The sequence below is a fragment of the Caballeronia glathei genome (assembly GCF_000698595.1).
Taxonomy (GTDB): Bacteria; Pseudomonadota; Gammaproteobacteria; order Burkholderiales; family Burkholderiaceae; genus Caballeronia; species Caballeronia glathei.
The window spans coordinates 41601-60827 of sequence record NZ_JFHC01000002.1 but is presented as its reverse complement, the minus strand read 5'-3'; the positions used below and the strand labels follow the sequence as shown (position 1 = coordinate 60827).

18 protein-coding genes and 1 tRNA gene are annotated in these 19227 nt (G+C 65.8%); 12 read left to right on the top strand and 7 right to left on the bottom strand.

Annotated features, from left to right (window positions below; all coding sequences use genetic code 11):
• Positions 1-2 precede the first annotated feature (2 nt).
• Both lptG and BG61_RS02085 read left to right on the top strand, forming a co-directional pair.
• On the top strand, positions 3-1151 hold the full coding sequence (gene lptG / locus BG61_RS02090; RefSeq protein WP_035926720.1) for an LPS export ABC transporter permease LptG: 1149 nt from the start codon (positions 3-5) through the stop codon (positions 1149-1151).
• Between the two features lie 42 nt (positions 1152-1193).
• Positions 1194-1565 carry a sirohydrochlorin chelatase gene (locus BG61_RS02085; RefSeq protein WP_035926405.1) on the top strand — a complete coding sequence of 124 codons (372 nt, stop codon included), beginning with the start codon at positions 1194-1196 and terminating at the stop codon, positions 1563-1565.
• A gap of 68 nt (positions 1566-1633) precedes the next feature.
• On the opposite strand, the gene cobA is transcribed toward BG61_RS02085, so the two are convergent.
• From cobA to BG61_RS02055, 6 genes are all read right to left on the bottom strand, one after another.
• Positions 1634-2392 carry a uroporphyrinogen-III C-methyltransferase gene (gene cobA, locus BG61_RS02080; protein WP_035926408.1) on the bottom strand — a complete coding sequence of 253 codons (759 nt, stop codon included), beginning with the start codon at positions 2390-2392 and terminating at the stop codon, positions 1634-1636.
• Between the two features lie 42 nt (positions 2393-2434).
• Complete coding sequence (locus BG61_RS02075) at positions 2435-3748, bottom strand: sulfate adenylyltransferase subunit 1 (protein ID WP_035926411.1); 1314 nt, start codon at positions 3746-3748, stop codon at positions 2435-2437.
• Between the two features lie 26 nt (positions 3749-3774).
• Positions 3775-4737 carry a sulfate adenylyltransferase subunit CysD gene (gene cysD / locus BG61_RS02070; RefSeq protein ID WP_035926724.1) on the bottom strand — a complete coding sequence of 321 codons (963 nt, stop codon included), beginning with the start codon at positions 4735-4737 and terminating at the stop codon, positions 3775-3777.
• 105 nt (positions 4738-4842) lie between these two features.
• A complete protein-coding gene (locus BG61_RS02065; RefSeq protein WP_035926414.1) occupies positions 4843-5565 on the bottom strand; it encodes a phosphoadenylyl-sulfate reductase in 723 nt (240 codons plus the stop codon).
• Positions 5562-6107, bottom strand: a complete 546-nt coding sequence (locus tag BG61_RS02060) for a DUF934 domain-containing protein (protein WP_035926417.1) — start codon at positions 6105-6107, stop codon at positions 5562-5564. Before BG61_RS02060 ends, BG61_RS02065 begins: the two co-directional genes overlap by 4 nt.
• 28 nt (positions 6108-6135) lie before the next feature.
• Complete coding sequence (locus BG61_RS02055; RefSeq protein ID WP_035926420.1) at positions 6136-7812, bottom strand: nitrite/sulfite reductase; 1677 nt, start codon at positions 7810-7812, stop codon at positions 6136-6138.
• Between the two features lie 214 nt (positions 7813-8026).
• On the opposite strand from BG61_RS02055, the gene BG61_RS02050 reads away from it, so the two are divergent.
• From BG61_RS02050 to BG61_RS43170, 7 genes are all read left to right on the top strand, one after another.
• Entirely contained in the window at positions 8027-8968 is a 942-nt protein-coding gene (locus tag BG61_RS02050; protein ID WP_035926424.1) for a CysB family HTH-type transcriptional regulator, read from the top strand.
• 75 nt (positions 8969-9043) lie between these two features.
• On the top strand, positions 9044-10201 hold the full coding sequence (locus tag BG61_RS02045; protein WP_035926426.1) for an ABC transporter substrate-binding protein: 1158 nt from the start codon (positions 9044-9046) through the stop codon (positions 10199-10201).
• A gap of 131 nt (positions 10202-10332) precedes the next feature.
• Positions 10333-10417, top strand: a tRNA-Leu gene (locus BG61_RS02040).
• 378 nt (positions 10418-10795) lie between these two features.
• Positions 10796-12769 carry a hypothetical protein gene (locus tag BG61_RS39130; protein WP_051672213.1) on the top strand — a complete coding sequence of 658 codons (1974 nt, stop codon included), beginning with the start codon at positions 10796-10798 and terminating at the stop codon, positions 12767-12769.
• 347 nt (positions 12770-13116) lie between these two features.
• Complete coding sequence (locus tag BG61_RS02030) at positions 13117-13959, top strand: TlpA family protein disulfide reductase (RefSeq protein ID WP_129572042.1); 843 nt, start codon at positions 13117-13119, stop codon at positions 13957-13959.
• Between the two features lie 86 nt (positions 13960-14045).
• Positions 14046-14753 (top strand): pseudouridine synthase, encoded by a 708-nt coding sequence (locus BG61_RS02025; RefSeq protein WP_035926435.1) that lies wholly within the window; start codon positions 14046-14048, stop codon positions 14751-14753.
• 188 nt (positions 14754-14941) lie between these two features.
• Positions 14942-15118: a hypothetical protein gene (locus BG61_RS43170; protein ID WP_035926437.1), complete on the top strand. Its 177-nt coding sequence runs from the start codon at positions 14942-14944 to the stop codon at positions 15116-15118.
• Here the strand turns inward: BG61_RS43170 and BG61_RS02015 are convergent.
• The gene (locus BG61_RS02015; protein WP_035926730.1) at positions 15115-16221 is read right to left on the bottom strand and encodes an NAD-dependent epimerase/dehydratase family protein; all 1107 of its coding nucleotides are present in this window, start codon (positions 16219-16221) and stop codon (positions 15115-15117) included. The genes BG61_RS43170 and BG61_RS02015 overlap by 4 nt on opposite strands.
• 72 nt (positions 16222-16293) lie before the next feature.
• Between BG61_RS02015 and BG61_RS02010 the strand changes: the two genes are divergently transcribed.
• The 3 genes from BG61_RS02010 to BG61_RS02000 all read left to right on the top strand — a co-directional run bounded on the left by BG61_RS02010 (position 16294) and on the right by BG61_RS02000 (position 19221).
• Positions 16294-17325, top strand: a complete 1032-nt coding sequence (locus tag BG61_RS02010) for a CDP-6-deoxy-delta-3,4-glucoseen reductase (protein WP_035926439.1) — start codon at positions 16294-16296, stop codon at positions 17323-17325.
• 283 nt (positions 17326-17608) lie between these two features.
• On the top strand, positions 17609-18793 hold the full coding sequence (locus BG61_RS02005; protein ID WP_035926442.1) for an acetylornithine transaminase: 1185 nt from the start codon (positions 17609-17611) through the stop codon (positions 18791-18793).
• On the top strand, positions 18790-19221 hold the full coding sequence (locus BG61_RS02000) for a GNAT family acetyltransferase (protein ID WP_035926445.1): 432 nt from the start codon (positions 18790-18792) through the stop codon (positions 19219-19221). Before BG61_RS02005 ends, BG61_RS02000 begins: the two co-directional genes overlap by 4 nt.
• Positions 19222-19227: the final 6 nt, after the last annotated feature.

The following is a 19227-nucleotide window of genomic DNA, read 5'->3' as shown; positions in this document are numbered from 1 at the left end:
TGCTGCGCATCTACGAAAGGTACTTCGCGCGCCAGATCTATCTCGCGTTCATCTTCATCCTGTTCGCGTTCTCGGGCCTGTTCTTCTTCTTCGACCTGATCAACGAGTTGAACACCGTCGGGCACGGCAACTACAAGTTCGGCATGGCCGTGCTGCGGGTCGCGCTGCAGACGCCCTCGCGCTTCTACGAGATCATCCCGGTCGCGGCGCTCATCAGCGCGATCTACGTGTTCGCGCAGATGGCGGCGGCATCCGAATTCACGATCTTTCGCGTCTCCGGCCTCTCCACCGGACGCGCGCTGCGCTCGCTGCTCAAGATCGGGATTCCGCTCGTGTTCGTCACGTACATCATCGGGGAAGTGATCGGGCCGTATTCGGACCAGCTGTCCGAACGCGTGCGGCTCGAAGCGCTCGGCTCGTCGGTGTCGACCAACTTCCAGTCGGGTGTCTGGGTGAAGGACACGCTCACCGCGCGCGACAACGGCGAGCAGGTCACGCGCTTCGTGAACGTCGGCCAGCTGAATCCGGACACCACGATCGCGAACGTGCGCATCTACGAGTTCGATTCGAAGTTCCGGCTGCAGAACGTGCGCATCGCGACGAGCGGCGTGTTCGAGCCGCCCGGCCACTGGAAGCTCACGGGCGTCACCGATACGCAGCTGAGCGACGCCCCGCCGCAAGCCGTCAATCCGGGCGACGCGCTGAACCCGGTCTATCGCGCGAAGCAGACCACGCTGCCCGAGTACTCGCTGCGCTCCGAACTGACGCCGCAGATTCTCTCGGTGCTGCTGGTGTCGCCCGACCGCATGTCGATGTTCAACCTCTTTCGCTACATCCAGCACCTGACGGAAAACCATCAGGACACGCAGCGCTACCAGATCGCGTTCTGGCGCAAGATCCTCTATCCGTTCGCGGTATTCGTGATGCTGGTGCTGTCCTTGCCGTTCGCGTATCTGCACACGCGCGCGGGCGTCGTGGGCGTGAAGGTGTTCGGTGGCATCATGATCGGCATGAGCTTCCAGTTGTTCAATACGCTCTTCTCGCACATCGGGACGCTCAACACGTGGCCCGCGCCGATCACCGCCGCGGCCCCCGCCCTCGCCTACCTGGCGATCGGGCTGATCGGGCTGAAATGGGTCGACCGGCATTGAGCCTCATCGAAGCGCGTTGAGTCTTGTGCGCCGGAGGAAGTCATGAAGCGACACGGCATCATTCTCTTTGGCCACGGCGCGCGCGACGCGCGCTGGGCCGAGCCGTTCGAGCGGCTGGCCGGCAAGCTGCGCGCCACGCGCGGCGACCCGGTGTCGCTCGCCTTCCTCGAACTGATGACGCCCGATCTGCCAGGCGCCGTCGCAGCGCAAGCCGCCGAGGGCTGCGATACGGTCACGGTCGTTCCGGTGTTTTTCGGCCAGGGCGGGCACATTCGGCGCGACCTGCCGGAGATCGTCGAACGCTGCCGGGCGGCGCATCCTGGGCTGAAGATCCATTGCGCAACCGCTGTCGGAGAAGACGACGCCGTGCTCGATGCGGTCGCCGAATATTGCGTGCGGCAGGTCGGCGAATAAGTGCGCCACGCGTGATGCGCAAAAAAAAAGCACCGCTCGAGCGGTGCTTTTTTTAAACCCGGCTTACGTCACGCCGCGTACTGCAGCGCCTTCAGCTTTTCCTTCGACGTCGATGCCGACGCGCGTTCCCTGAACGCCTCGCCGATCATCAGCAGGCTCGGCTGCGACGGATCGAGCCACTCCTGTGCTTCGCCGAGCGCCATGCGGGCGAGCGTGAGGGTCAGCGTGCGCTCGCGCGGCGTGCTGCACGCCTCGACGATCGCAACGGGCGTCGAACCGGCGCGGCCCGCGTCGATCAACTGTTGCGCGATGTCCGGCGCGCTGTCACGGCCCATGTAGAACACGAGCGAGTCGGCGCTTGCCTGCTCGCGGATCTCGTCGCTGTCGGGCGCACGACTGTGGGTCGCGAGCGCCACGCTGCGCGATACGCCGCGCAGCGTCAGCGAGCGCTTCAGCGCCGCGGCGCTCGCGAGCGCCGCCGTGATGCCCGGCACCACTTCGTACTCGATGCCCGCCGCTTCCAGCGCGCGCATTTCCTCGTCGGCGCGGCCGAACAGCATCGGGTCCCCGCCCTTCAGACGCACGACGACGTCATACTCGCGCGCCGCATCGACGATCTGCTTGTTGATGAAGTGCTGGGCCGTCGAACGCTGCCCGCAGCGCTTGCCGACCGCGATCTTCTGCGCGTTCGGCGCATAGTCGAGCATTGCCGGTTCGATCAGCGCATCGTGCAGCACGACGTCGGCGCCGCTCAGAAGCCGTGCACCGCGCACCGTTATGAGGTCCGCCGCGCCCGGTCCTGCACCGATCAGATACACCTTACCCATTTTTCCCTCGACTCCGCTTCACGTTTGACGCAAGTTTGACGTTCAAGCAGAAAACGCACGAATCATGCCGGCTGCGACGGTGTGATGCGTCGCCTCGTCGATCAGGACGAACGCGCCGGTGCCCTGGTGCGTGTCGTATGCATCGGCGACGAGCGGCTTTTGCAGCGTGAGCGCCACGCGGCCGATGTCGTTCATCGCGAGATCCTGGCGATCGACGGCGTGCGACAGCGTATGCACGTCGAGCACCTGCTTGATCGCGCCGATGCGGGCGAACACCGTGTTGGTGGTCTGCTTCAGCAAGTACTTGCGTTGCGGCGAGAGCGGCTCTTCGTCGAACCAGCACAGGTCCGCTTCGATCTTCTTCGCCGGCTCGACCTTCGCCGCGCTCGGCACGAACGTATCGCCGCGCGAGACGTCGATGTCTTCCGCGAGGCGGATCGTCACCGTCTGGCCGGCAAACGCGCGATCCACCTGCGCGACGCCGCCCGGCACCGGCGCAATGATCTCCGACACCGTCGCTTCGCGGTTCGCGGGCAGCACGGTGATCGCGTCGCCGATGCGCACTTCGCCCGCTTCCACGCGGCCCATGTAGCCGCGGAAATCGTCGGCCTGGCTGCCGTCCTGGCGCGCGACCCACTGCACCGGGAAGCGCAATTCCTGATCGTTCGGCTGAGCGACCGGCAGCGCTTCGAGCAGATCGAGCAGCGGCTCGCCCAGGTACCACGGCATGCGCTCGCTCGCGGTCACGATGTTGTCGCCCTTCAACGCCGACACCGGCACGAAACGCACGTCCGAAATCCCGAGATGGCGCGCGAGTTCGACATACGCGTCGCGGATCTCGTTGAAGCGCGTCTCGCTGAAGTCGACCAGATCCATCTTGTTGATCGCGACGATCACGTGCTGCAGCCCGAGCAGCTTCACGATCGCGCTGTGGCGCTTCGTTTGCGGCAGCAGTTGCGCGGCACCGTCGACGAACGTCACGCGCGTGGCGTCCACGAGGATGATCGCGGCATGCGCGGTCGATGCGCCCGTCACCATGTTGCGCGTGTACTGCTCGTGGCCCGGCGTATCGGCGATGATGAACTTGCGCTTCGCGGTAGCGAAGTAGCGATACGCGACGTCGATCGTGATGCCCTGCTCGCGCTCGGCTTCGAGGCCGTCGGTGAGCAGGGACAGGTCGATCTCGTCGCCGACCGTGCGCTTGTTCTTCGCACGCGAGATCGCCGACAGCTGGTCCGACAGCACAGCCTTGCTGTCGTAAAGCAGGCGGCCGATCAGCGTGCTCTTGCCGTCGTCGACGCTGCCCGCCGTGATGAACCGCAACACGCCGAGGTCTTCAGCTTGATAAATGCTCATGATCTGTTTTCCGTTTGGCGTGGTGCTTAGAAATAACCTTGCTTCTTGCGCTGTTCCATCGCGGCTTCCGATGCCTGGTCGTCCATCCGCGTGGCGCCGCGCTCCGTGATTTCCGTCACGGCCGTCTCCGCGATGATCTTCTCGACGTCGTCCGCATCGCTTGCAACCGGGCATGTGCAGCTGATGTCGCCGACGGTGCGGAAGCGCACTTGCGCGACTTCGGCGGTTTCGCCTTCGCGCAGCGGCGTGAGCGGCGTGAGCGGCACGAGCAATCCATTGCGGCGAATGATCTCGCGCTCATGTGCGTAATAGATCGACGGCAGTTCGAGCTTCTCGCGGGCGATGTACTGCCACACGTCGAGCTCGGTCCAGTTCGAGATCGGGAACACGCGCAGGTGCTCGCCCGCATGCAGGCGCGCGTTATAGATGCTCCACAGTTCCGGCCGCTGGGCCTTCGGGTCCCATTGGCCGAATTCGTCGCGAAACGAGAAGATGCGCTCCTTCGCACGCGCCTTTTCTTCATCGCGGCGCGCGCCGCCGATCATCGCCGTGTAGCCGTATTGCTCGATGGTCTCCAGGAGCGTCACCGCTTGCGCGGCGTTGCGCGAGTCCGTCTCGCGGCGCAGGCGAACGGTGCCCTTCCTGATCGAGTCCTCGACATGCCCGACCACCAGTTCCGCACCAATCTCCTTCGCACGGCGGTCGCGGAAATCGATCACTTCGTCGAAATTGTGACCGGTGTCGATGTGAACCAGCGGAAACGGCAGCTGCGTCTTGCGGCCGGCGCCGAGGCCGAACGCCTTCAGCGCGAGATGCAGCACGACGACGGAATCCTTGCCGCCCGAGAACAGGAGCGCCGGCTTGCTGCACTCGGCGACGAGTTCGCGCAGGATGTGGATCGACTCGGCTTCGAGCCAGTCGAGGTGGTCCATCCGGGTCGCCTTATTGGCGATCGGGGCGATGACGGTTGAGTCGAGCGTAGTGCTCATGTTCGTCGATCCTTTTTTTTGCATCGCATTCAGCTTGTGGCGAAGACGCTGCGTTCAATGACAGAGGGTTTGATCCGGCGGCGCATCATCCGTGCGCCTTCGCCGTCAGATGGCCGAGCTGGGTGCTTCCTCGACGATCCGGATGTTCGTGATGTGCAGGCCGCATTCCTTCGTATCGCGCGACTCCCACCACCAGCGGCCCGCGCGGCTGTCTTCGCCGGGACGGACCGCGCGCGTACACGGCTCGCAGCCGATGCTCGGATACCCGCGCGCATGCAGCGGATTCACCGGCACGTCGAAGGCCTTGAGGTAGTCCCACACGTCGGCTTCCGTCCAGTCCGCGAGCGGATTGAACTTCGCGATGCCACGCGGCGCGTCGTGCTCTTCCTCGTGCAGCTCGGTGCGCGTCACCGACTGCTCGCGGCGCTGGCCCGTCACCCACGCGCTCACGTCCGACAGCGCGCGATTGAGCGGCTCGACCTTGCGGATGCCGCAGCAGCTCTTGCGCAGGTCGATGCTTTCGTAGAACGCGTTGAGACCGTGATCGCGGACATACGCCTCGACCGCTTCGGGCCGGGGATGAAACTGCTCGATCTCGTAGCCGTAGCGCTCCTTCACGCGATCGATCATGCCGAGCGTTTCGGCGTGAAGGCGTCCCGTGTTCAGCGAGAAGATTCCGATCGCCACGCCGCGCGAAAGAATGGCGTGGGTGAGCAGCATGTCTTCGGCTGCGAGGCTGCTGGCTAGCTTGACCTTCTCATGACGCTGCGCGATCGAATCGAGCAGCGCGTCGAGCCGTTCAACCCTGGCTTGCAGTTCGGGTGTCATCGCGACGCTCCGGCTGCGGCGATGAGGGCCGCGCGGCGGCGAAAGAGCGGCTCCGGATTGTCGGTCGCGCCCTGATAGTGTTCGCTGAATTCGTCGAAGGCGTGCAGCGCGTCGTTGATGTCCTTGTCTTCGCGCACCGCGAACGCGTCGAAGCCGCAGCGCGCATGGAACAGCAACTGGTCGCGCAGCACGTCGCCGATCGCGCGCAGCTCGCCCGTCCACTGATAGCGCTCGCGCAAGAGGCGCCCGATCGAAAAGCCGCGGCCGTCGCGGAACACCGGGAAATCCACGGCGATGAGCGCAATCTTGTCGAAGTCGGCGACGAGATCCGCGGGTTCGTCGTCGGGCGCGAGCCACACGCCGAGTTCATCCTTCGAGCGCGATGCAACGAGCGCGTCCTTCTGCTCCTTCCACAGCGAAAAAGGCACCAGCACGCGGCCTGCGGCAAGCGCGCCGGCGGCGGGCAATGCGCCGTCAGCGGGCGCACGCACAACGGTCCAGTCGTCGTTCACCACGGCGCGGTTCTTGATAATCAAAGCCATCTGCAAATTCCTCGATTAGGGTCGTGACTTACGCGTGCGCCTGGCGCGACGCGTACACGCGATCCTTGAACGGCGCGATGCCGATGCGGTTGAACGTCTCGATGAAGCGCTCGCCTTCGGCACGGTTCTCGACGAACGTATCGATCACCTGCGAGACGACGTCCGGCATTTCCTCCGCCGAGAATGACGGGCCGATCACCTTGCCGAGGTGCGCGCCGGTCGCGCCCGAGCTCTGCTCGCCGCCGAGCGTCACCTGATACCACTCGGAGCCGTCCTTATCCACGCCGAGCACGCCGATGTTGCCGATGTGATGGTGCCCGCACGCGTTGATGCAGCCCGAGATGTTGAGCGTCAGGTCGCCGAGGTCGTACACATAGTCGAGGTCGCTGAAACGCTCCTGGATCGCACGCGCGATCGGAATCGACTTCGCGTTCGCGAGCGAGCAGAAGTCGCCGCCCGGGCACGCGATGATGTCCGTCAGAAGGCCGATGTTCGATGTCGCGAACCCTACCTGCTTCGCGCGCTCCCACACCGTGTACAGATCGCGCTTCTTCACGTTCGCGAGAATCAGGTTCTGCTCGTGCGACACGCGGATCTCGCCGAACGAGAACTCGTCGGCCAGATCGGCGACGTCGTCCATCTGCTTGTCCGTCGCGTCGCCGGGGGCGATGCCCGTCGGCTTGAGCGAGAGCGTCACCGACGCATAGCCCGGCACCTTGTGCGGACGCACGTTGCGCTCCACCCAGCGGGCGAACGGCTTGCTTTCGATCAGATGCTTTTCGAACGACGCGTCGGTGCCCGGCAGCTTCTCGTAGACCGGCGGCGCGAAGAACTTCGACACGCGGTCGAGTTCTTCCTGCGTGAGCGTCGACGGGCCGTCCTTCAGGTGCTGCCACTCTTCCTCGACCTGCTTCGCGAATTTCTCGGGCGAGAGCGCCTTCACGAGAATCTTGATGCGCGCCTTGTACATGTTGTCGCGGCGGCCGTAGCGGTTGTAGACGCGCAGGACGGCTTCGCAGTAGGTCAGCAGGTGCTGCCAGGGCAGATCTTCCCTGATCACCGCGCCGACGATCGGCGTGCGCCCGAGCCCGCCGCCCGCGAGAATGCTCGCGACCACTTCGCCGGCCTCGTTCTTCTTCAGATAGACGCCGAGGTCGTGCACCTGCACGGCCGCGCGATCCTCGACGGACCCGCTCACGGCGATCTTGAACTTGCGCGGCAGCCACGCGAATTCCGGGTGGAACGTCGACCACTGGCGCAGGATTTCGGCCCACGGACGCGGATCGACCACTTCGTCGGGCGCGACGCCCGCGAACTGGTCGGCGGTGATGTTGCGAATGCAGTTGCCCGACGTCTGAATGGCGTGCATCTGCACCGACGCGAGCTTGCGCAGGATCTCCGGCGTTTCCTCGAGCTCGACCCAGTTGAACTGGATGTTCGTGCGCGTCGAGAAATGGCCGTAGCCGCGGTCGTGCTCGCGCGCGATCGTCGCGAGCACGCGCATCTGGTCGCTGCGCAGATTGCCGTACGGAATCGCGATGCGGTGCATGTACGCGTGGCGCTGCATGTAGAGACCGTTCTGCAGGCGCAGCGGGCGAAACTCCTCTTCGCTCAATTCGCCCGACAGCCGGCGGCGGACCTGGTCGCTGTATTGCGCGACACGTTCGTCGACGATGGTCTGGTCGATCTGATCGTATTGGTACATTCGGGGACCCCAAGGTTTCTTGTTTCGCGCGGACGTCCTGCTACGCGCACCGTGATATCCATTGATCCGCCGTTTCGAATGCCGTTCAGATCGAACGCTCATTTGCTAATGACGAATACAGATATGGATATTGGAAAAATTGGACAAATCGTAATAAACTTTCTTTATATAGCAAACGACTGAAAAATTACTTTGATATGCGGATGGGTTATAAATGAACCTCCACCAGTTCCGCTTCGTGCGTGAGGCCGTCCGCCAGAACTTTAATCTGACGGAAGCCGCTAAGGCCCTCTTTACGTCACAGCCGGGGGTTTCCAAGGCGATCATCGAGCTGGAGGACGAGCTGGGCGTCGAAATCTTCACGCGCCACGGCAAGCGCGTGCGCTCGCTGACCGAGCCGGGGCGCATCATCCTGGCGTCGGTGGAAAAAATACTGCAGGAAGTGGAGAGCCTGAAGCGCGTCGGTAAGGATTACGCGGCGCAGGATCAGGGCAACCTCGTGATCGCGGCCACGCACACGCAAGCGCGCTACTCGCTGCCAACCGCCATCGCCGAATTCAAGCGGCGCTTTCCGAAGGTTCACCTGTCGATTCTTCAGGGCAGCCCGACGCAGGTCGCCGAAATGGTGATCCACGACCAGGCCGACATCGCGATCGCCACCGAAGCGCTCACCAATTACAAGGAACTCGTCTCGCTGCCCTGCTTCCAGTGGCAGCATCTCGCGGTCATGCTGCCCGATCATCCGCTGCTCGAGCGCAAGCTCCTGACGCTCGACGATATCGTCCAGTACCCGCTCATCACCTACGACAACGCGTTCGCCGGCCGCTCCAAAATCAATCAGGCGTTCTCGCTGCGCAATCTGACCCCGGATATCGTGCTCGAGGCGATCGACGCCGACGTGATCAAGACCTACGTCGAACTGGGGCTCGGCGTCGGGATCATGGCCGACATCGCGTTCAACCCGGAGCGCGACAAGCACCTGCGCGCGATGCCGGTCGGCCACCTGTTCGGGACCAACGTGACGCGCCTCGCGCTCAAGCAGGGCGCGTATCTGCGCAGTTATGTATACACGCTCGTCGAGCTGCTTTCGCCGTCCATGAACCGCAAGCTCATCGAACAGGCGCTTTCCGGTGAGCACGAAAGCTACGAGCTCTGACCGGCCGGCCCCTTCATTCGTCAAAACAACCCGTCAACAACACGTTTTTAACCTTCCGCCACGGAGAGACCTTCCATGACGTTGTCGAAGTCCATGCGCCGCCTTGCCTTGTGCGCATTTGCCGCCTTCAGCGTGGCCGCTCACGCCCAGATCAAGGTCGGCGTCGATTTGTCGAGCACCGGCCCCGCGGCCGCGATCGGCATCACCAGCAAGAACGCGATGCTGATGTGGCCGAAAACGATCGCCGGTCAAGAAGCGCAGTACCTGATTCTCGACGACGGCTCCGACCCCGGCGCCGCCGTGCGCAACATCCGCAAGCTGATCACCGAGGACAAGGTCGACGTGATCGTCGGCCCGAACATCACGCCGGCGGCGCTGGCGGCGCTCGATCCGGTCGCCGAATACGAGACGCCGATGATCACGCTGATCGGCTCGGCCTCGGTCGTCGAGCCGCAGGAAGGCAAGAAGGTGTGGGCGTTCAAGATGGCGCAGACCGACCGCGCGATGGCCGACGTGATGACGCGCTACATGGCCAATCACGGCGTGAAGACGGTCGGTTTCATCGGTTTCGCGGACAGCTACGGCGACAGCTGGTTCAACGAGTTCTCGAAGTTTGCCGAGCTGCGGCATATCAAGATCGTCGCGAGCGAGCGCTTCAACCGCACCGACGCGAGCGTCACGGGCCAGATCCTGAAGCTGATGGCGGCCAAACCCGACGCGGTGCTGATCGCCGGCGCCGGGACGCCGACCGTGCTGCCGCAGCGCACGCTCGTCGAGCGCGGCTACAAGGGCGCGATCTACCAGACGCACGGCATCGCGACGCCCGAGTTCATCAAGCTCGGCGGGAAGGATGTCGAAGGCACGCTGTTCCCGACGCAGCCGGTGGTCGTCGCGCGCACGCTGCCGGCCGATCATCCGTCAAAAAAGGCGGCGCTCGCGTTCGTGAACGCCTACGAGGCGAAGTACGGCCCGGGCACCGTCACCCAGTTCGCGGGCGATGCGGCGGGCGTCTATCCGCGCCTGCAGGACGCCGTCGCGCGTGCGCTGAAGGCCGGGCAGCCCGGCACGCAGGCGTTTCGCGTGGCGTTGCGCTCGGAGCTCGAGCACGCGCACGAGCTCGTCGTGCCGAACGGCGTGGTCAACACGAGCCAGACCGATCACGTCGGTCTCGATCAGCGGGCAAGCGTGATGGGCGTGATCAAGGACGGCAAGTTCACGTACCTGAGCCAGTGAGCCCAAGTCGTGCGGGGCGGCGCGCTTGCCGCCGCCCTCGAAATCCGACATAATCGCTGACTTGCCCGCTGGCGCGAACCGGATTTTTGCGGTTTTCAATCCGCGCCCGGCAAGGCAGCGATGTACGGAATGCCCAGGTGGTGAAATTGGTAGACGCAGGGGACTCAAAATCCCCCGCCGCAAGGCGTGCCGGTTCGATTCCGGCCCTGGGCACCAGCCGCTTTCCGCTTCGTTCTCTTCCTTCGGATCCGCGTTTCAACTCCCCCGATTCAGATTGCACGCTCGCCACCGCCAGCGAAGGCGCGCAGTCGCGCGCTCAATTTTCGCTGGTGCCACAGCGCGCATCGCATCAATTCAGATGATTGAATGTGCGCGATCCGCTAGTTCCGCTCGGCCGCTGCGCCCGAGAATCATGTGACGTAAGCGAGGCGGGAGCCTTGCTGCGAAACAACAACAGACCGCCGGGAAAAGCACGCCTCACACACAAAATTGTCCGTTAGTACGACGCTCTTTTGTTCTGCTGAGGTATTCTCGCCGCGAGAATCGTTGCGCCCGGGCATCATCGACGCCGGGCGAAAACCCATCGGGGCCGCCATGATTCGTACAGACCATTCCTTTTCGCTCGATACCGTCATTTGCGGCCGCTGCGGCGGCACGTCGAAGTCGGTCGAAGAGAGATGTCCGCATTGCGGCGCCGATCGCGACGGCGCGATCTTCACCTCGGGTGCCGAGCCCGTGATCGACGACGAGGTGCCGAAGAGGCGCTTGCGCAACTGGCTCGTCGGCCGTCTGCGCAAGCGCCTGGTGGGCACCTATCCGAGCATCCGCGAGGCGGCGGAAGGCGGCTGGCAGCACGACCGCAAGCGCACGTCGGCGGGCACGTTCGTGCTGGTCGGCTGTGGCGCGATTTGTCTGTTCATTGCGACGTTCTTCTACATGCAGGCCGACCCGCCGATCCGGCAGGCGCACGAATCGGCGGCGCAGCGCGCGGCGGGCTCGATTGCCGCGGCGCCGGCAAGCGCTCCGGCGGTTGCGTCGCTGGCGTCGAATGGCCCGCTGCCGGCGACGAAGCCCGCTTCGGCCACGGCTGTCGCTGCGGTCCCTGTCACAAAACCCGCCACACGCGCAGCCACCACGCTTGCCGCATCCCCGCCGACGAAGTCCGCCACGCCCGCATCGACGGTGCTCGCTGCGTCGCCGGCAGTGAAGCCGGAGGCTCCCGCTGTCGGCGCTCCGGCGACTACGGATGTAGCTGCCGCCCCTGTTACAAAACCCGCTGCGCGCGCACCCGCGGCCACCGCTCTTGCTGCGGCCCCGGCGGCGAAACCCTCCGGCTCCGAATCGACGGCGCTCGCCGCGTCGCCTGCAGTGAAGCCTGCGGCTCCCGCTGTCAGCGCTCCGGCGACTACGGATGTAGCTGCCGCCCCTGTTACAAAACCCGCTGCGCGCGCACCCGCGGCCACCGCTCTCGCTGCGGCCCCGGCGGCGAAACCCTCCGGCTCCGAATCGACGGCCCTCGCTGCGTCGCCGGCGGCGAAGCCTGCGGCTCCCGCTGTCGGCGCTCCGGCGACTACGGATGTGGCTGCGGCCCCTGTTACAAAACCCGCTGCGCGCGCACCCGCGGCCACCGCTCTTGCTGCGGCCCCGGCGGTGAAGGCCTCCGCCTCCGAATCGACGGCCCTCGCTGCGTCGCCGGCGGCGAAGCCTGCGGCTCCCGCTGTCGGCGCCCCCGCGACCACGGCTGTGGCAGCGGCCCCCGTTTCAAACCCCGCGGCGCGCGCACCCGCGGCCACCGCTGTTGCTGCGTCGCCTGTGACAAAGGCAGCCACACCCGCGACCCGGAAACTCGCCACGACCACCCTCGCTGCGTCCCCGGTAACGAAGCCCTCACCGGCCCGCACACCCGCGACTACGCGCGTTGCGGCCGCCCGCGCCACGAAGCCGGCCGCGCCCACAACTGCCGCGCCGACCAGATCGGCAGCGACGAAGTCCGCGCAACCGGCCGAGCTCACCGCAGCCGCTTCGCCCGCCGACTCTGACGACGACGCATCGCTCGCGGACGACATCGTCGCGATCAACCGCGCGCTCGGAAGCAAGGATCTCGCGAGCGCCCGCAAGCAGATGCAGGCCCTTTCCGCAAGCCAGGAGCGCAGTCCGGAGCTTCAACGGCTCGCTGAACAGGTGGCGCGCCTCGAACGACAGCGCGACGCCGCCTTGCAGCGCGCCCGGTCGTGCGAGACGTCGAAGGCATCGACGTGCGTGGTGCGCTACGCGAACCGGGCGCTCGCCATCGATGCAAGGAACGCGCAGGCCCATTCGCTCGTGCGGCGCGCCAGCGTGCATCCGAAGCCGACGGCCGTCGTGACCGCCATGTCGCCGGACGCCGAGGCGAACGCGCCGCTGATCGCCGCCCTCGTTGCCGACCAGCGCCACTCCGGGCCGGACGAACGGAACACCACACGCCAGGGCATCGCGGACACGCAATCAGCGCAAGCGGACTCGCCAGGATTGGCGGTATACGGCTGGGGCGCGCCGGCTGCGTCGAAGGGTCGCGGCGAAGCGCATTGAGCGCATTGAGCGCATTGCGTCGGGCGTCGGGCGTCGGGCGTCGGGCGTCGGGCGTCGGGCGAGCGTACGTTTCGAGACGTGCGCTTACCATGGGCGGCGCGCACTTCAGCCGTTGCGCGCCACCGCTGCGAATGCGGCATGATGCGCCGTCGCACGAGCCGACGACAAAGCCGCGACGCAGCTCGCATGGGCCAGCAAGTGCATCACGATCGCGCCCCGGGCGCGCAGCACGCGCGACGCGGCCACCCGCACATTCGGCGAACTGCACGTTCGCACCCCGGGCCTAGCCCACACGCGTTGAAATAAACCGCCGATGCGCAATCACCCGCGCGCGGGTACGCTAGTCTGTGGCTCCCGCAATCTCGCTTCACACCTCGATGCAACTCGGCCCGTTCGCCCTCCCGCTTCCTCCCCTGCTCTTCGCGCTCGGCGTGCTGATCGCGCTCGCCGCGGGCCGCCGCATCGCGGGCGGCGCACAGCAGGCCGGGCAGTACGAGACCGCCCTGCTTTCGACGCTCCTCCTCGCCCTGTGTGCCGCGCGCGCATCGTTCGCCGCCATGCACTGGACGCAGTTTTCCGACGCGTGGCTGCGCATCGCCGACATCCGCGACCTCGGCTTCGAGCCGGTCGCGGGCATCGCGGTGGCGATCGCGTGCGTGGCCTTTTACGTCGTGCGCTCGAAGCCGCTGCGCCGGCCGCTCGTATTCGGCATCGCGGCCGGGCTCGCGAGCGGCGCGCTGGCGTTCGGTATCGCGGCGCGGCTCGCCGGGCCGCTGCCGCCGCTTCCCGCCATCACGCTGACGACGCTCGACGGCCGTCCCGCGCCGCTGCGTGCATCGGACGGACGGCCGACGATCCTGAACGTCTGGGCCACCTGGTGCGGGCCGTGCCGTCGCGAGCTGCCGGTGTTCGAAGCGGCGCAACGGCGGCATCCCGACGTGCGATTCGTGTTCGCCAACGTCGGCGAATCGCGCGAGACCGTGGGCACTTTCCTCCTGAGCCAGCAGCTTCGGCTCGACAACACGCTGCTCGACCGCGAACGGCAGCTCGAAGCGGCGCTGCATATCGCGGGCTTTCCGAGCACCTTCACCTACGACGCCGACGGCCGCTCGATCGCGTCGCACTTCGGCGAGATGTCCGAAGCGACGCTCGCGGATGCAATCGCGCGGGTCACGCACGCGGGCCGCTGACGCACGAGCCGGCGCACGACACAAGGCCCGCACACGGCCCGCGCACGCGACGTTGGTAAAATGCGCGACTCACTCTCCGCTCTCCGATGGACCTCGAAAGCATCCTCTTTTCCCAAGGCTTCGGTTCGCGCCGGCAATGCCGCACGATCGTCGCGCAAGGCCGCGTGCGGATCGCGGGCAGCGTCTGCACGGACGCGGATGCCGAATTCGCGAGCGCACCCGCGCCCGAGTTCGAAGTCGACGGGACCGCGTGGCGGTATCGCGAAAAGGCGTACATCGCGCTCAACAAGCCGGCGGGCTACGAGTGCTCGCGCGATCCGCAGCACCATCTGAGCGTGTTCCATCTGCTGCCCGCGCAGCTCTGCGCGCGCGGCGTGCAGAGCGTCGGCCGGCTCGACCAGGACACGACCGGCCTCTTGCTGCTCTCCGACGACGGCGCCTTCGTCCACGCGTTCACCTCGCCCAGGCGCAAGGTGCCGAAGGTCTATCTCGCGCGCACGCGCCATCCGCTCGACGATGCGCAGATCGACGCGCTGCGCGGGGGCGTGCTGCTGCACGGCGAGCCGAAGCCGATCGCCGCCGTCGCGGCAGAGCGGCGCGACGAGCGCCTGCTTGAGTTGACCGTGCTCGAGGGCAAGTATCACCAGGTCAAGCGCATGGTCGCGGCCGCGGGCAACCGGGTGGAGGCGCTGCATCGCGAGCGGATCGGCGGATTCGCACTGCCGCCGACGCTCGCCGAAGGTGCGTGGTGCTGGCTCGACGAAGCGGATCTCGCGGCGCTGCGCGGCGACTGAGTGCGCCCGGCGCCGGACGCCCCGACGCCTGTGTGGCATAGCGCTCGTACGCTTTCGCACACAAGGCGCGAAATCGGTGTAAGCACCTACCACCGGGCGTTGCGGCGCAGCATGCCTTCTGTAAGGCGGAAACTTATACTTTTCCTACGGGTACCGAATACGACTACCAAAAAAAGCAGGAGGGCATCATGGTCTCCCATATGACCGTCGCGCTGATCGCGTTCGCTGCGCTAAGCGTGGTTCTGATCGGGGTCTTGCTCATCTCGATGCACATACGCCACAAGTACGAGCCGAACCTCATCGGCGCACTGATCGGCGCGCTGATGTGCTTCCTGCTTCTCGAGACCATTCCGGCGCTGATCTAGCCGCGCAGGAAATCGTCGACCGTCGGGTAGCGCAAGGCGTAGCGCAGTTCGCGCTTCATCCGCGTGTTGAGAAGCCGGCGCGACTCGCGCATGAACGAGAGCGTCATCGGCTCGAGCCGGGTCTCGGCCGCTTCCCGCGTGATGCGCGGCACGCGCGGCAGGCCACGCGCGTCGGCCACTCGATCGAAATAGTCCGCCATGCGCAAATCCGTGTCGTCCGACGCGTGGATCACGCGCTGCGGCCGGGCGCGTCCGATGGACCGCACGAGGATGGCCGCGAGGTCGTCGGCGTGGATGTGATTGGTGAAGACGTCGTCTTCGGCGACGAGCGCCGGAGCGCGCCGCCTGAGGCGTTCGAGCGGCAACCGGCTGGCTGCGTAGATGCCCGGAATCCGCACGATCGACACGCGCAAGCGGCCACGCGCCGCCGCGCGCCGCAATTGCGACTCGGCGTCGACACGCCGCTTCGCGCGCGCGTTTTCCGGTCGCACCGGCCGCGTTTCATCGATCAGCGCGCCGCCGCAGTCGCCGTATACCCCCGTCGTGCTCGCATAGACGAGCCTCACGGACCGCCGCGGCGCGGTGCGCAATACCCTTTGACGCATCGGCCGGCCGGTCTCGTCCTGTGGCCGCCGGCGCGGCGCCCGGGAGGACCCGTCGGGTACAATGCAAGGAGCTTTCGCGGACTTTCGCGCACGCGCCGGAGCTTTCGCGGCGGCGGCACGGAACCAGGCGCGCCACGCGCGATGTGCCGCGCTCGCGCTGCAGGCGCTGTACGCGACGCTGCGGTGCGGCGCGCATAGGGCCGCGATTAGCGCGCGGGTGCGGCGATCGTCGTCGCCGTCCTTCTGCGGCGGCGCGAGGTGCAGCACGGTTGGCGCCAGGCCCGCGAGCCGGCAGAGGCTGGCGCGGCGGTCGAGGTCGCCGACGATCGGCGTCGTGCCCGCGGCGCGCAGTTCGCCGCTGCGCTCGGCGTGGCTCGTGAGCGCGATCACGCGGGGCGACGCGGCGCGCGCCCTGAAAAGCGGCACAGAGCGCAGCCCGACATCGCCGCATCCGACGATGAGCACGCGCCGGCGGCGCAGGATTCGAGTGGCAATCATGCCGTGCATTGTATCCGCCGCATGACGCACGTCAGGCATCACGTATTCGACTCACCCAACTCATGACGATCTATGGCTTTTAACGTAACGCTCCGGCAAAGCGGCCGGCAGTTTCAAGTGGAACCCGACGAAGCCGTGCTCACCGCGGCGCTGCGCCAGGGCATCGGCCTGCCATACGGCTGCAAGAACGGCGCCTGCGGCTCGTGCAAGGGCACCATCGTGACCGGCGAAGTCGAGCAGGCGCCGCACTCGTCGTCGGCGCTGTCGAACGACGAAAAAACACGCGGCATGGCGCTCTTTTGCTGCGCGACCGCGCAGACCGACCTCGAAATCGACGTGCGCGAAGTGGCGGGCGTCGGCGACGTGCAGGTGAAGAAGCTCCCCTGCCGCGTCAACGCGCTCGAGCGCCGCGCGGACGACGTCATCGAACTGAAGCTGCAGTTGCCCGCGAACGAGCGGCTGCAATATCTCGCGGGCCAGTACATCGAATTCATCCTGAAGGACGGCAAGCGCCGCAGCTATTCGATGGCGAGCCCGCCGCACCACGAAGGCCCGCTCGAACTGCACATCCGCCACATGCCCGGCGGCACGTTCACGGACCACGTGTTCGGCGCGATGAAGGAGCGCGACATCCTGCGCTTCGAAGGCCCGCTCGGCACGTTCTTCCTGCGCGACGAATCCGACAAGCCGATCGTGCTGCTCGCCTCGGGTACGGGCTTCGCACCGATCAAGGCGATCATCGAGCATGCGGTGTTCAAGAACCTGAACCGCCCGATGACACTCTACTGGGGCGGGCGCCGCAAGAAAGACCTGTACATGATGGAGCTCGCCGAGCAATGGGCGAAGGAAGTGCCGGACTTCAAGTTCGTGCCGGTGCTCTCGGAGCCCGACGCGAGCGACGCATGGACCGGCCGTACCGGCTTCGTTCATCGTGCCGTCATCGAGGATCTGCCAGACTTGAGCGCGTATCAGGTGTATGCGTGCGGCGCGCCGGTGATGGTCGAATCGGCGCAGCGCGATTTCACGAACCATCACCGCCTGCCGGACGACGAGTTCTACGCCGACTCGTTCACGAGCGCGGCCGATCTCGCGCATCCGGTCTGACGCTTTCAGCCTGCCTCGGGCGGAAAAAAATCCGTCCGTTGCGGTTTACATGCACAAACCTCGTATCGTATCCTTCGCGAATGATCGAAATCCAGACCAGCCTCCGACGTCGCCGCTCGCCGCTTCCCTAGGGATGCCGCTGGCTCGTCACGGATTTGCGCTCATGTAAGCTTTCGAAGCGCAGGAAATGAAGCCACGGGATACCGTGGCTTTTGTTTTTTCCGGCGCCGCTTGTAATTGACCCTGCCATCAACCCGTTGTCGCCCTCGTGGAGCCCGCTGTCATGAATTTCAATGAGTACCCTGTCGAATCGCTGATGTTCATCACGAACCGTCCTGAAATCGTGTTCACGCACGGCAAGGGCTCATGGCTCTACGACAATACCGGCAAACGCTACCTGGACTTCATCCAGGGCTGGGCGGTCAATGCGCTCGGCCATTGCAACGACGGCATGATCGAGGCGATCGAGAAGCAGGCGCGCACGCTGATCAACCCGTCGCCGGCTTTCTACAACGCGCCGATGGCGCAGCTCGCGGGCCTGCTCACCGAGCACAGCTGCTTTGACAAGGTGTTCTTCGCGAACAGCGGCGCCGAGGCGAACGAAGGCGCAATCAAGCTCGCGCGCAAGTGGGGCCGCAAGTTCAAGGGCGGCGCGTACGAAATCATTACGTTCGACCACAGCTTCCACGGCCGCACGCTCGCGACCATGTCGGCGAGCGGCAAGGCCGGCTGGGACACGATCTACGCGCCGCAGGTGCCGGGCTTCCCGAAGGCCGATCTGAACGACATCGCGTCGGTGGAAAAGCTCATCACCGACAAGACCGTCGGCGTGATGCTCGAACCGATCCAGGGCGAAGGCGGCGTGATTCCCGCAACGCGCGAATTCATGCAGCAACTGCGCGCGCTCACGAAGAAGCACAACATCCTGCTGATCGTCGATGAAGTGCAAAGCGGCTGCGGGCGCGCCGGAACGCTCTTCGCGTACGAGCTTTCGGGCATCGAGCCGGACATCATGACGCTCGGCAAGGGCATCGGCGGCGGCGTGCCGCTCGCGGCGCTGCTGTCGAAGGCGGAGATTGCCTGCTTCGAGCCGGGCGATCAGGGCGGCACGTACAACGGCAATCCGCTGATGACGGCGGTCGGTTTCTCGGTGATCTCCCAGCTGACGGCGCCCGGCTTTCTCGAAGGCGTGCGCGAACGCGGCGAATATCTGAAGGCGCAGTTGCTTCAACTGTCGGACGAGCGCGGATTCAATGGCGAACGCGGCGATGGCCTGCTGCGCGCGCTGCTGCTCGACAGCGACAAGGGACCGCAGATCGTCGAAAAGGCGCGTCTCATGCAGCCCGACGGCCTGCTGCTCAATGCCGCACGCCCGAATCTGCTGCGCTTCATGCCGGCGCTGAACGTGACGAAGGACGAGATCGACCAGATGATGGCGATGCTGCGTTCGGTGCTGGACTCGCTGTGAAGATCCGCGTGTTCGAGGCGCGCGACACCGATGCGGTGATCGCGCTCTGGCAGCGCTCGTTTCCCGAATACGCCGACCCCGCGAAGCCGCAGCGCGACCCGCGCGTGTCGATCGCGAACAAGCTCGCGACGCAGCCGGAGCTGTTCCTCGTGGGCGAGGTCGGAGCGCGCGTGATCGGCACGATCATGGCGGGTTACGACGGGCATCGCGGATGGCTGTACTCGCTCGCCGTCGCCGAAGAGATGCGCGGCAAGGGTTTCGGCCGCGCGCTCGTCCATCACGCGGAGGCCGAACTCGCGCGGCTCGGCTGTCCGAAGGTGAACCTGCAGGTCCTGGCCGCGAAAGCCGGCGTGCAGGCGTTTTACGCGAAGCTCGGATATCACGCCGACGAAGTCGTGAGCCTCGGCAAGCGGCTCCAACGCGCATAAAAAAAC